This window comes from Geomicrobium sp. JCM 19038 (genome assembly GCF_000698125.1).
Lineage (GTDB): Bacteria > Bacillota > Bacilli > Bacillales > Marinococcaceae > Geomicrobium_A.
On sequence record NZ_BAXA01000005.1, the window covers coordinates 38,563 to 53,313 of the forward strand.

13 protein-coding genes and 2 pseudogenes are annotated in these 14,751 nt (G+C 41.9%); 12 read left to right on the top strand and 3 right to left on the bottom strand.

The features are described from left to right. The first annotated feature begins 9 nt into the window (after positions 1–9). From JCM19038_RS07870 to JCM19038_RS07875, 3 genes are all read left to right on the top strand, one after another. The gene (locus JCM19038_RS07870) at positions 10–1,011 is read left to right on the top strand and encodes a TRAP transporter large permease subunit (protein WP_202963044.1); all 1,002 of its coding nucleotides are present in this window, start codon (positions 10–12) and stop codon (positions 1,009–1,011) included. Further along, a complete protein-coding gene (locus JCM19038_RS23090) occupies positions 978–1,271 on the top strand; it encodes a hypothetical protein (protein WP_202963045.1) in 294 nt (97 codons plus the stop codon). The genes JCM19038_RS07870 and JCM19038_RS23090 overlap by 34 nt, the downstream gene beginning before the upstream one ends. A 79-nt stretch (positions 1,272–1,350) precedes the next feature. After that, positions 1,351–2,022 carry a hypothetical protein gene (locus tag JCM19038_RS07875; protein WP_042416446.1) on the top strand — a complete coding sequence of 224 codons (672 nt, stop codon included), beginning with the start codon at positions 1,351–1,353 and terminating at the stop codon, positions 2,020–2,022. Positions 2,023–2,205: 183 nt separating this feature from the next. Here the strand turns inward: JCM19038_RS07875 and JCM19038_RS07880 are convergent. After that, positions 2,206–3,530, bottom strand: a pseudogene (locus tag JCM19038_RS07880) (amidohydrolase family protein). 518 nt (positions 3,531–4,048) lie between these two features. Between JCM19038_RS07880 and asnB the strand changes: the two are divergent. After that, a pseudogene (gene asnB / locus JCM19038_RS25395) lies at positions 4,049–5,936 on the top strand (asparagine synthase (glutamine-hydrolyzing)). 191 nt (positions 5,937–6,127) lie between these two features. On the opposite strand, the gene rbsK reads toward asnB, so the two are convergent. After that, positions 6,128–7,003 (bottom strand): ribokinase, encoded by an 876-nt coding sequence (gene rbsK, locus JCM19038_RS07890; protein ID WP_042416450.1) that lies wholly within the window; start codon positions 7,001–7,003, stop codon positions 6,128–6,130. Positions 7,004–7,130: 127 nt separating this feature from the next. Here rbsK and JCM19038_RS22720 point away from each other — a divergent pair, with 127 nt between their 5' ends. From JCM19038_RS22720 to JCM19038_RS07915, 6 genes are all read left to right on the top strand, one after another. Then, entirely contained in the window at positions 7,131–7,589 is a 459-nt protein-coding gene (locus tag JCM19038_RS22720; RefSeq protein ID WP_193745078.1) for a collagen-like protein, read from the top strand. Positions 7,590–7,791: 202 nt separating this feature from the next. Further along, a complete protein-coding gene (locus JCM19038_RS07900; RefSeq protein ID WP_052361261.1) occupies positions 7,792–9,396 on the top strand; it encodes a sigma-54-dependent Fis family transcriptional regulator in 1,605 nt (534 codons plus the stop codon). Between the two features lie 193 nt (positions 9,397–9,589). Then, on the top strand, positions 9,590–10,630 hold the full coding sequence (locus JCM19038_RS07905) for a DUF917 domain-containing protein (protein WP_042416458.1): 1,041 nt from the start codon (positions 9,590–9,592) through the stop codon (positions 10,628–10,630). A gap of 11 nt (positions 10,631–10,641) precedes the next feature. Next, positions 10,642–12,006: a hydantoinase/oxoprolinase N-terminal domain-containing protein gene (locus JCM19038_RS07910; RefSeq protein WP_042416461.1), complete on the top strand. Its 1,365-nt coding sequence runs from the start codon at positions 10,642–10,644 to the stop codon at positions 12,004–12,006. A gap of 224 nt (positions 12,007–12,230) precedes the next feature. Continuing rightward, on the top strand, positions 12,231–12,380 hold the full coding sequence (locus JCM19038_RS22725; protein ID WP_193745079.1) for a hypothetical protein: 150 nt from the start codon (positions 12,231–12,233) through the stop codon (positions 12,378–12,380). Positions 12,381–12,692: 312 nt separating this feature from the next. Continuing rightward, on the top strand, positions 12,693–13,076 hold the full coding sequence (locus tag JCM19038_RS07915; RefSeq protein ID WP_042360460.1) for a cytochrome c: 384 nt from the start codon (positions 12,693–12,695) through the stop codon (positions 13,074–13,076). 37 nt (positions 13,077–13,113) lie between these two features. Here JCM19038_RS07915 and JCM19038_RS07920 read toward each other — a convergent pair whose 3' ends face one another. Beyond that, the gene (locus JCM19038_RS07920; protein ID WP_042416463.1) at positions 13,114–13,542 is read right to left on the bottom strand and encodes a hypothetical protein; all 429 of its coding nucleotides are present in this window, start codon (positions 13,540–13,542) and stop codon (positions 13,114–13,116) included. 270 nt (positions 13,543–13,812) lie between these two features. Here JCM19038_RS07920 and JCM19038_RS24975 point away from each other — a divergent pair, with 270 nt between their 5' ends. Next, complete coding sequence (locus tag JCM19038_RS24975; RefSeq protein ID WP_307189992.1) at positions 13,813–14,112, top strand: nucleoside hydrolase; 300 nt, start codon at positions 13,813–13,815, stop codon at positions 14,110–14,112. 53 nt (positions 14,113–14,165) lie between these two features. Beyond that, complete coding sequence (locus JCM19038_RS24980) at positions 14,166–14,744, top strand: nucleoside hydrolase (protein ID WP_307190000.1); 579 nt, start codon at positions 14,166–14,168, stop codon at positions 14,742–14,744. The last annotated feature ends 7 nt before the right edge of the window (positions 14,745–14,751 follow it).

The following is a 14,751-nucleotide window of genomic DNA, read 5'->3' on the forward strand; positions in this document are numbered from 1 at the left end:
GGCTTATTCATGGAAGTCGCTGCGTTACTCGTACCGATGCTCTTACTATTTGTCATTGCACTTACGAAGGCCATTCCAATAATCGGAGGAGATGTGCGAATCGCCTTATTGGCAGCGGCTGTAGCGAGTGCATTATTTGCCCAGCTTACCCCATTAGAAATGGTGACAGCAACGATCGACGGCATTGATCGTCTCGCTTGGGTCATCATGTTGTCCCTGGTTGGTAGTATTTATGCAGAAGCACAAGTACGAATCGGTGCAATGGAGACGACGTTATCTAGCTTTCGATCAATCTTTGGAAATTCTTCAAAAGGCCTTCTCGTTTCAGTATTCTTAACTTTAATTCTGGCAGGTTCATTACTCGGCGATGCCATTGCTGCCGCAACGGTGATCGGTTTACTCGTTGTTCCAGCACTTAGCCAGTTGAAGCTTAAACCAGAACAAATTGGCATGATTATTCTAATTGGCGCATCACTAGGCTCAATTATGCCCCCGATCTCTCAAGGGGTCTTCCTTTCTGCGTCTCTTGTCGGGATTGAACCGACAAATGTATTAAATGTGGCGTACATTACAGTTGGAATTGGTTCACTATTCGCGATTGTCGAGTCTTTTCGATTTGTTAAAGGTAAAAAGTTACCTGAGCATTTAAGGACAAAGGAAACACTCGGTTCAATTATTGTAAAGCGATGGCACACGATGATTCCGTTAGTAACACTTGCGATTATTGTCATATTGAATACCGGTTTTTCTTATAACATTTTTGAGTTGCCATTAATCGCACCGATGATCGCCTGGATTCAAGAAGTTCCAATCATTCAGGGATTAGCGTTTCCAGTCGTATTAGCCATTGTTGTTGCCTTGTTTGTAAGTTTTCTTTTCTCGTCTGTCCGGTCAAATGGTGGGGATGTCGTAAAGACTGGACTTACTAAAGTAAGTAAAACCGTTCAAATTCAATTGTGTGCAGGGGTTATGTCGGTGTGTTCTATGCATCAGGAACGATTGATGCGGTAGCGGTGTACGCAGCAACACTCGAAAGCTCAGCTTTAAAAATTGGCGGTACGCTCGGAATTGTATTAATTGGAATGATTACAGGCTCACAGACGACTGCTCAAACAGTCATGGTTACGTTTATTGCACCAGCGCTAGAGTCTTTAGGTGTACATACAACGAACATTGCATTAGGAGCATCACATATTGCTGCAGCAGGACAAAACTTTCCACCTGTCGGACTAACAGCTTTTGTTGTTTGCGGTATTGTGGCGGGGCGATGAATGCAAAAGTTGACCCTATTAAAGTCATGATTCTCGCATTGCCAAACTCACTTTACTTCCTACTTGTTGGGTTAATCGCATGGTTCATTTAACACCTAAGCTTGGAGTGGTTATGCTAGATACCACCTTTGATAGAATCGTAGGTGACATTGGGAATCCAGATACATTCTCATTTCCAGTAATCTATGAAACGGTGACAGGAGCCGTTGTTTCAAAAGTGGTCCATCATTATGATGATCAGTTGTTACAACCATTTATAGAAGCAGCAAAGCGGTTAGAAGGAAGAGGAGCAACCGTCATAACGACAAGCTGTGGTTTTCTTTCTCGTGTACAACAAGAAATTGAGAGAATGCTTACCGTACCATTTATTTCTTCAAGCTTAATGCAAATTCCTTTCATAGAGCAGGTGGTTAGGGGAGAAGTTGGTATTGTGACTGCCCGAGCGACATCGTTAACTGAGGCGCATTTTAATGGAGTTCGTTCTCGTATGCCCACTGCAATCGTTGGGCTCGAACATTATCCGTCATTTCGAGGAGCGATTTTGGAACAAAGCATACCGCTAGATGCGATCGCAATTCAAGAAGAAGTCATTCAGGCAGCGAAAGAATTGCTAGTTACGAATCCTTTTATAAAAGCGATCGTACTAGAGTGTACAAATTTACCTCCATACCGGGAAGCGATAGAAAAGGCAACGAAATTACCTGTGTTCGATCTCCGTGGTTTGTGTCTGTATGTTATGGCTAGTTCGTGAACGTATGACAAAGAACCTGGAGGTGTACTGACGTTACGGAATTAAGTTGGGATTTAGTTGGCTGAAGCTAACGCTAAGTATTAAATTTATGCTTCTGTGAGCGTAAAATAAGTTGTGTTGTGTAGTGAAATAAAATCAAATATAAAGGATGATGGGAATTGAGCATCCCATCATCCTTCTTCTTTAACCGAGTAAGTGCCTGCTGGCAACTGTAGCAAGTCTTTTTATTCTTTCAATATCGATACCAATCATCTTTCCATCTTTCTTAACTGGGTTGCCTGCAACATACACAGAGTCGACGTTAGCAGTGTTTGTGCATTGGACGACCGTCCCGACTGGATCATTAACAGGGAAAATATTGAGGTCGTTCTTACTGATCATAATGAAATCTGCTTGTTTACCTGGGGTTAACGATCCGATTTTGTGATCGAGCTTTAGCGCTTTCGCACCGTCAATGGTTGCTGATTCCAATATGCTTTGTGCAGAGAGGTGAAGTTCTGGTCCAGGCATGATGCCTTGAGATAACTGTTCTTGATTTACTCGAGCACGATCTGCTTGCAAGGCGAACTTCATTTGTGTGAACATGTCTCCACCAGTAGACGTAACAACGTCCACGCCAAGTGCTGGTTTTACCCCGTTTTCCAAAGCAAGCCCAACAGCAGGGTAACCATGACCCATCATCATTTCAATTTCAGGCGTTACAGAGATACTGCCACCGTGCTCCGCTAGCAATCGTACCTCCTCGGGTTGTACGGCATTTGCATGGGCGAAGTTCAAATGTTCTCCTAACAACCTGCTGCATGTAGTTTCTCTATGGAACGTTCTGTTGAGCCCCACGTTCCAAATCCTAAGTGCATGCTACAGACTGCGTCGATCTCACGTGCGAACTGAATTTCCTTTACACTCGTCTCCCAGGAACTAAATTCCGGTCCGCGGATCGCGAGCCCCATCGTAAGCAATTGATCATCTGAGCTGAAATGCCGCTCTTTCATTGCCCTAGCTTTATCAATCGTATCGAGCTTACTATCTGAATTCCAGTATTCAGCATCTCCTGGAGACCCATAACCGAAGATGGCGCGGATTCCCGATTCTTTTAGTCCACGGATCATCTCTTCCGCATGGTCGTTTGAAATAATCATCGTCCAGTCATATAAGGTTGTAACTCCTGATTCCAACGCTTCAAGCGCACCTAATAGGTTCCCGACATAATCGTCTTCTGGGCGTCTCCTTGACCCAATATTCCCATAATAAATATTGCCTAGATACGTTTGTAATGACCAGTCCGCACCAGCGTTGCGAATGACCGATTCCCACGTATGTCTGTGGGTATCGACTAGACCTGGCATCACGATCATGTCCTTTGCGTCGATAACTTCACAATTATCAGCTGAGATGTTCGGTCCAACCTCAATGATCTTATCGTTTTCAATTAGTACATCGGCATCTTTGAAATTCCCAAGGTTGCTGTCCATGGTAATTACTGTTCCGTTTTTGAATAGTCGCTTCATGCAAAACACTCCTTCTTAACGTCAGATTACTTATAAGAAAAGCACAAAAAAGCCATTGCACTTTACTAGTTGCAAAGGGGCTGTCCTCTATATCATTATGATGGATTGATGAAATGTTCGTAAGTGAGCACTTGAAAGTTATTTAGTGTTATGGAGGAAACTTAAGAAGGGATCATGAAAAAAGAACCATAAAAATCTCTCATAAAACTTGCCTGACATTGAACACCTTTTACGTTTGAAGTTATCAAATCTTTAAAACTCGTGTTCGTTATTATCCACTCTTCAAAATAAACCCAATGGCTTATTTTTCTTTATAAACATGTAACGTTACACACTATTACGCCATTCAAAATATGCAATTAAAGTGCTGAAAAGTGCGAGCATATATGGTTTCTAGCCATTCATCATACCTTTGCAAGTACTACTATAGATACTAACAGACTAATCTGAAATTTTGTTTACAAAATCTTCTAGCTAAACTATACTGTGTTGGCGGGCTGAGTGTATGGGAGGCTATTATGTGCGGTTTTTGTGGTCGGGTGAAGCGTACTTACATGGATTCAGTAGAGTTACATCGTGTAGAGGAACGAATGCATCACCGGGGTCCTGATGACTTTCGGTATGTTCAAGACTCAGACATTGATTTTTATTTTTCTAGATTGAGTATCCAAGATCTATCAAATGCACACCAGCCTATGCAGAGTTTATCCAAGCAATACCTGATTGTTTTTAATGGAGAGATCTATAATTATGTTGAACTGAGACAATCATTAATAGAAGAAGGTTATTATTTTCAAACTGAAGGTGACACGGAAGTGCTTCTTGCGCTTTACGAGGTTTACGGTAAACAAATGATTTATCAGTTGCGTGGAATGTTTGCTTTTGCCATTTGGGATCGTGCAGAGCGAGAGATGTTTGCGGCAAGAGACCCATTTGGAATTAAGCCGTTCTATTATGTTGAAAATGAAGATGGTTTTTTCTTCTCATCTGAACGGAAGTGTTTACCGCTGTTAGGTGCAGAGCATAAAGCTGTTGATAAAGAAGCATTGCATCATTATTTAACGTTTCAATATATCCCTTCCACAGACGGTTATACAGACGTTGCGTTTCAACAATTGAAGCCAGGGCATTGTCTCACGTACTCGTTTGATTTGGAAGAAGCACATGTTGAACGATACTTTCAAGCTCAATTTTGTTCTAGTTTAGAAGGCACAAAAAATGTAGCTAAAACTTTGCAGCAGGCACTTCAAAGTTCTGTATCTGTTCATATGCGCAGTGATGTGAGTGTAGGTGCGTTTTTGTCAGGTGGAATTGATTCTAGTACAATTGTTGCGCTAGCGAAAGAACATCACCCAAGTTTACAAACGTTTACGGTCGGGTTTGAACGAGAGGGGTATAGCGAGATTGAGTTAGCGAAAGAAACGGCCAATCATCTAGGTAGATAACCATGCGTATATCATCACAGCCGAGGAAGTGATGAATGAGATGGAGAATATTGTCTATCATTTGGACGAGCCGATCGCTGATCCAGCTGCAATCCCGAATTACTTCGTTTCCCGGCTTGCAAGTCAGCATGTAAAAGTTGTTCTTTCAGGAGAAGGAGCCGATGAATTGTTTGCGGGTTATGAGATTTACAAGGAGCCAAATGCGCTAAAAGGGTTTAGTTATTTACCTCGTCGAATTAATCGTTGGGTACAATGGTTAGCAAGGCAATTGCCTGAAGGAATAAAAGGAAGAAATTATCTGATTCGTGGAACAACACCACTTGCTAAGCGTTATGTCGGGAATGCCAAAATTTTCAATCATGAGGAAAAAGAATTATTGCTAGCGGATGCAGGATGCATTTATCCATATACAAACGTCACAAAACCACTGTATGACCAAGCTTTACAATGGGATGAAAGCACACAAATGCAATACATTGATTTGCACACGTGGTTGCCAGGGGATATTCTGACGGTAGCAGATCGGATGTCGATGGCTCATTCAATAGAACTTCGAGTGCCTTTTTTAGACCAACAAGTGTTTGAAGTTGCATCCATGATCCCTCAGTCCATGAAACTGACGGGAGGTACGACGAAATTTGTTCTGAGAGAAGCAGCAAAAGATATTTTACCAGAAGCTGTCTTTAATCGGAAAAAGCTAGGTTTTCCAGTACCAATTCGACATTGGTTGCAAAATGAAATGTATGAGTGGGTTCAGTCAATTGTTCAGCAAAGTCATACAGATAAGATCATAAACAAGCCATATGTACTTAGCCTTTTGGATGAGCATGCAAAAGGGATGGCTGATCACAGTCGTAAGTTGTGGGCAGTGGTCACATTCATGATATGGCACCGGGTATTTGAAGAAGAACGAACTTCTCGTGAAGCGCTCGTGTCACGTCCCGTTCATGCAGTGTTATAATCGGATACATGTGATCAAATGAGGAAGAGAGACGTCCAGTGCATTATGCACTGGACGTTTTGTGTATGCACAAGTTAAAGGGAAGTTATCCCCAACTGCAAAGGAATGAACTAGAAAAACTTATCCACATGTGGGTAAGTGGATGAAAGAGAAAAATTTCTTATTTTCCTGTTGATTTGTGGATGAAGTTGTTAAGAACTTAGTCTTTTGTGGACTTCTTCGCGTGTTGGCATGCCTTGTTGGGCTCCGTGTTTTTCGACGGATAATGAAGCGGCAGCATTCGCAAATTCTAACGCTTCATTTAGCGGTAGTTGATCGGTCAATGCAACGGCAAGCGCCCCGTTAAACGTATCGCCAGCACCTGTTGAATCTACGGCCTCTGTATCAAACCCGGCAATTCGAACGACAGAATGACCGTTACAATACATCGCCCCGTTTTTTCCGAGCGTGACGATGACTTTGTTCGGGTAGTTTCGGACAGCCTCCTCGGGGCTCACACCGAATAGAATGTCACATTCTGTTTCGTTAGGGGTAATGTACGTCGCTTGTTCAAGTATGCGTGATGATAGTTGTACAGCCGGCGCAGGATTTAGAATGATATCCACATTTTCGTAATGAGCAATAGAAATCATCTCTTCTATAAAAGGAAGTGGTGTTTCCAATTGGAAGACGACGATTGTTGACTGTTGAATCACATCACGAAATGTCTCCGCCTCTTCTCTGTTCCATGCGTAATTAGCACCAGGAGCGACGATAATTGAATTATCTTGGTTTGTCACGGTAATCATTGCGACGCCACTTTTGGCTTGATCTGTAACGTGTACATAAGACGAATGGATGCCTTCGTCTTTGAGCGTTTGTATTAAGGTATTGCCATACAAATCGTCTCCTACTTTGCCGACCATCGTCACATCTCCCGCCAAGCGTGCAGCTGCAACCGCTTGATTCGCACCTTTACCACCAGGAAAAGTAAAAAAATCATCTCCAAGGATGGTTTCACCGATGGCAGGAACGTTCTTTGTATGAACGACAAGATCCATATTAAGACTTCCTACGACTGTAATCATTGTTCATGCCTCCGTTAAGTACTCGACCTTTTCGTCGACTGATTAAGTTTATTATATCCTTTTCATGTAACCAACTGAAAAGCCCACCCATACGATAGGATAACAACGTATGGGAGGCGAATTTCTTATGTCTAACTCTCGAATTATTAGTATACCGTTCCCCGGTGGAGGAGGCTTTTTCCCACCCGGCCCGCCAGGACCACCACCTGGTCCGCCGGGACCACCGCCAGGACCACCACCTGGTCCGCCGGGACCACCGCCAGGTCCACCATGGCAACCACCCGGCCCGCCGTGGCAATCACCTGGGCCGCCAGGAGGGCCACCAAATCAAGGTGCACAGCCACCTTCTGCGCCGCCACCGAACTTTATACCGATGCAGTCTCAGGCGACGCCATTTGTTGACTCGGGTGCTATTTCATTTTGCCAATTCCGTTTTACGTACATTTGGCTAAGAAATGGGCAGAGTTTTTGGTACTATCCGATTTTTGTAGGGCAACGATCGGTTGCAGGGTTCCGTTGGAATGGCCGCAATTGGGTCATTTTTGGTATCAATACAAATCAAATTACTTCTTTTACTTGCCAGTAATACTAGCGTAGCTAATGTGAAGCATTAAATCATCTTAAAAACACACAGACTTCGGTTTGTGTGTTTGTTTTTTACATAAGAAAGATGTAATTTGTAAACTTTTGTGTAGAACGTTATTCTTTTTAAAGAAATACAAGTATACTGGAATAGAGTAGAAATGAACAAGTGCGGATTGTAATGCGTTATTTAGGAGAGAGGTTTAATGAAGGCGAATGTGATGGACAATCTTATCAAAATGGTCGACTTAATTACCGAGCTTACGACTGCTCATTATTCGCAAGAACAGTTAGCTTCATTTGTGGACTGTCCAGTTTATCGAGAAGCAGAAGAGGGACGTACCGTTTTCTTAGAGGATCGCCCATCTTGCTTGAGAGAGCATTGTCTTTGCGATTCGACGTTCATTGTTAAAACGAATAAACAAGGAATGTTAGTCGCGAAAGGGAAACCAAAAAGGCTCGAAGAAGCGTTAGACTGCTTTATTGATGCCGGAGAATACTTAGGATTTCTGTATGATTATGAAAATCTAAAAGTTGAAAATCATAAATTGAAAAAAGAACTAAAGTTAATGATAAATGAAACGAATGAAGCCGTAATGGTTGTCAATCATAAAGGAAAAATTCAGAGTGCTTCGTTACCTAGTTGTCGCATTTTCCAAGAAACTGAATCTTCAATGATTAATAAATCGATTTGTCTCTGGTCGGAAGTCTTATGGGACGAACTTGAAAAGGTTGAGTACTCAGGGAATATCCAGGTGAAAATTCATGATCATGACGTCCATGTGATCGTTCAGACCGTAATTGAAGGCGGAATTAAAGATCGTTACGTGTTGTACCTTCAAGTGAAAGATCGAAGCCAGGCACCAATTCATACGAACTATAGTTTTTCGAACATTATCGGTACTTCACTTGCTGTTGAGCGGACGAAACGATTGGCAGAGCGGGTGGCACCGAGTGAGACGACGATTTTACTTCGGGGAGAAAGTGGAACAGGTAAGGAAGTCTTTGCACAATCCATTCATGCCGCGAGCAGACGGAGTGACCAACCGTTTATTGCCATCAATTGTGCCGCAATTCCAGAGGCGCTGCTTGAGAGTGAATTGTTTGGGTATGATTCTGGGGCATTTACAGGTGCAAATCAAAAAGGAAAACTAGGCAAGTTTGAAGTGGCCAAAGGTGGCACAATCTTTCTTGATGAAGTGGGAGACATGCCGCTTTCATTACAAGCAAAGTTACTTCGGCTTCTTCAAGAACGAAAGTTTGAACGGGTGGGAGGAACGATGAGCATTGACGTTGATGTTCGAATCATTGCAGCAACACATCAAGATTTAGATGTTCTCGTTCAACAAGGGAAGTTTCGACAAGACTTATTTTTCCGGTTAAATGTCATTCAACTCGTCATCCCGAGTTTAAGAGATCGAATTGATGACCTTCCATTATTAACAGAGAGTTTCCTTAAAGAATATTCATTAAGGCAAGGCGGACGTAGCAAGCATTTCACGGAAGAAGCGTGGCTATTGTTGCAACAATATGATTGGCCGGGGAACATTCGTGAGTTAAAGAACGTAATTGCCCATGCGACGCAAATTGAAGTTGGTGATCAATTAACTGTCGATAGCCTGCCAGTAGCGTTGCGAAAAGGGTACAAGAATGTGGTCGCAACCCCTACGCACGCCAATGAAAAAGAACGGTTATTAGAGTTATTAGATCAATACGGGCGGCATACGGCAGCTAAAAAACAAATCGCTTCTGAGTTAAATATGAGCTTACCGACGCTTTACCGACGCTTGAAAAAGCATGGCATTAAATAAAGTGAGAAAACGTGAGAAAACATGATAATTCAAGAGATATATTGCAGAAATCAACCATATTCACTAATTTTAAGTTTATCATTATCAACTTAGATGGACATCTACGTTTGAGAAAATGCCCAAAACACAGGCTTAAGACTCATAAAACAATTGGCATGAATCTTGCTTATTACTATGTAGGGAGGACAGGGGAATGTGGAAGCTTTACAAAAGAGACATATCCGCTGTTGCCATAGGTGCAAAGTTTCTCGGTTGTGGGGGAGGAGGAGACCCATTTATCGTTGAAATGCTCATTAAATCTGTGATGAATGATGAGGAGAGTATTCAAGTCCTCGAATGGCAAGATCTCACAGATCAATGGATCGCACCGATTGCGATTATTGGCTCTCCAGAGTTTTATAGTGAACAATTACCTTCAGGAGATGAAGGTCGTTCATCACTAAAGTTGTATGAAGAGTATACAAGTACAGAGCCTCAAGCCTTAATTTCGTTAGAAATTGGTGGGCTAAATGGTATTAGTCCAATTTTGACAGCACTTAGAAGTCGTTTGCCAATCGTAGATGGTGATGGAATGGGCAGGGCATTCCCTAAACTAAAGATGAGTGTTTTAAACTTAGCGGTACCTTTAACGCCAGCAGCCGTGTATACACATAACTATCAAGAGGTCATAGATTTCGTTCCGAATGAGAAAGCGAGTGAATACTTGCACAGTGTCGTTCAGCAAAATGGTGGTTTTGCACATTTAACGAGTTATGTAGGAAATGCAAAAAAAATCTCAACAGCGATGATTCCGGGTACGTTAACCGTCGCAAAAGCGATTGGAGAGATTGTAGAGAAGCAAATTAGCGCTTCTGATAAACAAGAACAGCTACAGAAAATGTTTGGTAATTCGATTTATGGAAAGGTAGAGTGGATTCTTTCTGGCGTTATTGAACAGGTTGAGCGTGATTTTTATGATGGTGTCGTTACAGGTAGATGCCTCGTTCGCGAGCACTCTGTTCAAGATTATCGAATGGTTACCATATTTTTTGAAAATGAATTTGTTTATGTTGCATCTGAACATGACCGGCTTGCGACAACGCCTGATTTAATTGTCGTATGTGAAATGGAGACGCTTAGGCCACTAATGGCTTCAACGATACAAAAAGGAACTGAAATTACGATTGCCAAGGTTGCATGTCCGTCGATTTTAAAAACGGAAAAAATGCGTAACCTTTACAAGCGTAATGACTAAAAGAGGTGCACATGAGACTAGGAATTGATGTTGGACGTTCGTATACAGACGCCGTATTAACGTCAGAGAATGGAAGGATCTTTGCCAGAACGAAAAGTACACGTGGTGAAGATTCAGTCGAGAATACGAAATTGGCACTATCAACTATTTTTGGACAAATCAAAGGTAACGAGGCCAGTATAAAAGGAATATTTGTATGTTCTTCACACATCGAGCAGGCGCTTAATGAAGTAGAGCGTTTAGCGAAAACGTACCTCGTACGTATTTCACCGATGCCATCAATTTTGCAGCCAGCAGTTGATTGGCCAGAGGACCTTCAAGATCACATTGTCGGTACGACTCATTTTTCTTCAACTGAAGACGATCAAGAATGGGAAGAACTGGTTGTAAAGATCAAAGAAAGCGACGCGCAATCGATTGCAGTCGTTGGAGTAAATTCACCAATGGATGCAGAATCCGAACGACGCCTCGGCGCAAAAATCACGGTAAAATTGCCTGAACTTGCGGTTAGTTTATCTCATCAATTCGGAAGCATTGGCTTTATTGAACGAGAGAACACAACGTTACTTAACGCGATGCTTAGACCAGCTACGGTACTTTCAAAAAACTTGTTACATGAGATTCTATCTGATTACGGTGTACAGGCACCGGTTTGGATTGCCAAACACGATGGAACGCTCATGACAGAGAGTGAGGCGCTCGGTTCGCCGATTAAGACGATCGCTTCAAATCGTGCGATGGCTTTTCAAGGAGCAGGTGAGCTGGCTAGGTTAACGAACTATGTTGTCGTCAACGTAGGAGAGAATGAAGCAGGAGTTGCCGTCGTTAAGAATGGCAAAGTAGATGAAGCATCATTAGCGATGCGCATTGATGGCATTCGAACGACGATTTCTTTACCTAGTTACGAACATGTAGAAGCAATACCTGAACGACTCAAGGAGTATGAACGGTTAGATATAGAGAGACAAAAAATACAGCATCCTAATTATATAGATGATTTTCAATTGTTTTGTTCGAACGTTCGATCCGTTATTGAACGTGTACAACCTCGTTACGATGAATTGCCAATTGTGCTTGTCGGAAGTCGGAGTGAAACACTGTTCCCGCATTTAGAGTCAAGGTATGAGACGTGGTTACTCCCAGATGCATCCAATTATTCTTGTGCGTATGGTCTTTGCTTTGCGATGGTAGGAAGTGAATCTGATGGAATCTATCATCTAAAAGATTCGTCAAAACAAGAGGTTATTGAGCGTGAAATGCGTAAGGCTGAGATTTGCTTAAATGAAAAAGCGAGATTCCTTATTCGTGATCAAGAAGTAGAAGAGTATCCGTTTTGTTATTTAGATGGTGAAATATCCCGAATTCGAGTAAGTTAAAGGTTCATTGCAGCTAAGCTAAGCGAGTGAAAGGGCGTCCCCTTTTGCTCGCTTTTTAGTATAGAACAAGAGATGTAGTGATTTAAAGAAGCGTCATGATCAGACGTAATTTGCCATTCAATATAAAGAATTCCTGACAAGACTAGTTGTTATTTGCACTAGATTTTGCGGAATACATAGAGTAGTAACTTCATAGCTTCTATATATAACAAGGAGTTAAGAAGGTGGATAGTATGATAAAACAATGGAAACTAAAAATTGATCGCTACTTTGATATGGAAGAAGATCGTTATGGACAAGCATGGATGTATGGTTTAGTAAGTGGAGGCGTCTTATTCTTGCTTTTTGTAACCGTGATGATCGTTATGGCTTAGTCTAGTAAGTTTTGATGAATGAGTTATGTCAAAAGCTCACCTTTTCATGTTTGTAGAAATGTGGTGAGTGTGAGCCAAATGAATTGCATGATTCGTAGTGATCGAAGTGAAGGGTTAAAGAAGACAGCAAGACATCGATTGAAAAACGAACGAAGTAAACATCGTGTTGATTATAAGAACTAGACCAACGAAACAGAACGTTGGTTTTTTTGTTGTAGTTAATTAAAACATTCGTTTAAAGAAATACGGAATGTGGTAAATACAATGGGAGTGATACTTATTTAATTTATGGAATAGAGGAGGAGGGACCTTATGAAGAAGTGGCTAATCGTGTTCGGTGCAGCGGCATTTATGCTTGCTGGATGTAACGAAGATGCAGGTGACGTTCAAGAGCCTGTTGGGGACTCATTTGAAGATAGTGGTGGTCCATCAAGCGCAAGTGAAGAAGGGGAAGACGGTGAAGGTAGTGAAGGTGAAACCGTTGACTCTGGTGAAGGTGCCTCTTTGTATGAAGAGAACTGTTTAAGCTGTCACGGCCAAGATATGCAAGGTGAATCTGGTCCAGGAATTGCTGGAATGGGCGAAGATGAAGTAATCAATGCCATTGCAGAAGGACCGGGTAGTATGCCTGAGAACCTCGTTGAAGGCGAAGATGCTGAAGCCGTTGCGGCATACGTAGCGGAAGGCGGAGAATAAATAGAAAGCTTTCGCAAAGGGATTGCGAAAGCTTTTTTTAATGTGTACGCATCGGAATTCGTTCAAAGATTCGGTAGGAAACAACATATTTAGAATTAACTAAACAATTCGGCGAAAACGGAATAAATCCTTCACGGCGTTCTGAAAGAAGCTGGCGCAACATGTTTGCTGTATTCTCTTGGGTCTCCTTACTATGATAAAGCACTTCTTCATTGCTAATCATCTTAAATGTTACATCACTTTTCACATGGTCACTCGGCTCATAGAGCACGCCGCTTTCATAGATTTCAATATGGGTGACTTGATCTTTATCAAGGTATAAGGTTTCGTCTAATTCGATAAAACGGTCAGTTGTATCTAGCCATTCTTTTGCAATTGCAGAAGCTGTAAAAATTGATTCCGCTTGAATAAGATGACCAATGGAATGACCTGAAGTCATATAGTAATTCACTTCATAACTGTTCATTGCAACCCCCTAAGTAAAACCTATAAAAAATAAAAACGAATTAATATATCTCGCTTACGAGACTTTATAACAAATAATAGCATGAAAGTAGTCTCATGATCCTGATTCTTTTCTACTGATTTTGTTGTGCGTAGTCACTTTGTTTCATCCTTAAGTCTGTAAAAACAATAGATAAGCTCACTAGTCGTATACAGTATTGCAATGAAAAGTAAACGCTACCATGTTGCATGTTAGAATAAATAGGAACGAGATTGAGAAAGTGGGGTTCCTATGAAGAAAAAAGTAATCTTAGATTGCGATCCTGGACACGATGATGCGATTGCAATTTTTTTAGCGGCAGGAAATGATGCCATTGACTTACTAGCCATTACGACGGTAAGTGGTAATGCTAGAATCGAGGATACGACAAGAAACGCACTCGTTGCTTGTGAACTAGCTGGACTTGACGATGTTCCTGTGGCAGCAGGAGCAAGTGAGCCGCTCGTCCGAGAACAAGTCATATCGGTGGATATCCACGGAACATCAGGAATGGATGGTCCAGACGTTCGACTACCTAAAAGCAAGCAATAGAACACTATGCGGCCGATTACCTCATCGATACAATTCACCGTGAAGAAGAGAAGATCACACTCGTTGCAACAGGTCCGTTAACGAATGTCGCCCAAGCGATCAAGAAAGATCGGTCGATTGTTGAGAAATTGGAAGAGATCGTGATCATGGGCGGTGGATCATTTGGCAACAAAACACCTGCTGCTGAATTTAATATCTATGTCGATGCCGAAGCTGCTAAGGTTGTTTTTGAAAGTGGTGCGAAGCTGACGATGGTTGGTTTAGATCTTACTCATCAAGCGTTGGCGCAAGATCGAGAAATTGCTGCAATCGAAAACATTGATGGAGAAGTTGCGGCATTTACTGTGGAATTATTGAAGTTTTTCCGTTCAACCTATTTGGATGTGTTTGAGATTGACGGGGGACCGATCCATGATGCATGCTGCATTGCATACTGCATCAATCCAGAAGTGTTCACGACGAAGCAACTTCATGTAGATATTGAAGTGAAAGCTGAACATACATACGGGATGACGGTCATTGATTATCATCATGTGTTAGAAAAAGAACCAAATGCACACGTAGCAATGGAACTGAATCAAGACATATTCTGGGATATGCTCTATTCCTCACTAAGAAACTTAAACAAATAGAATCGTC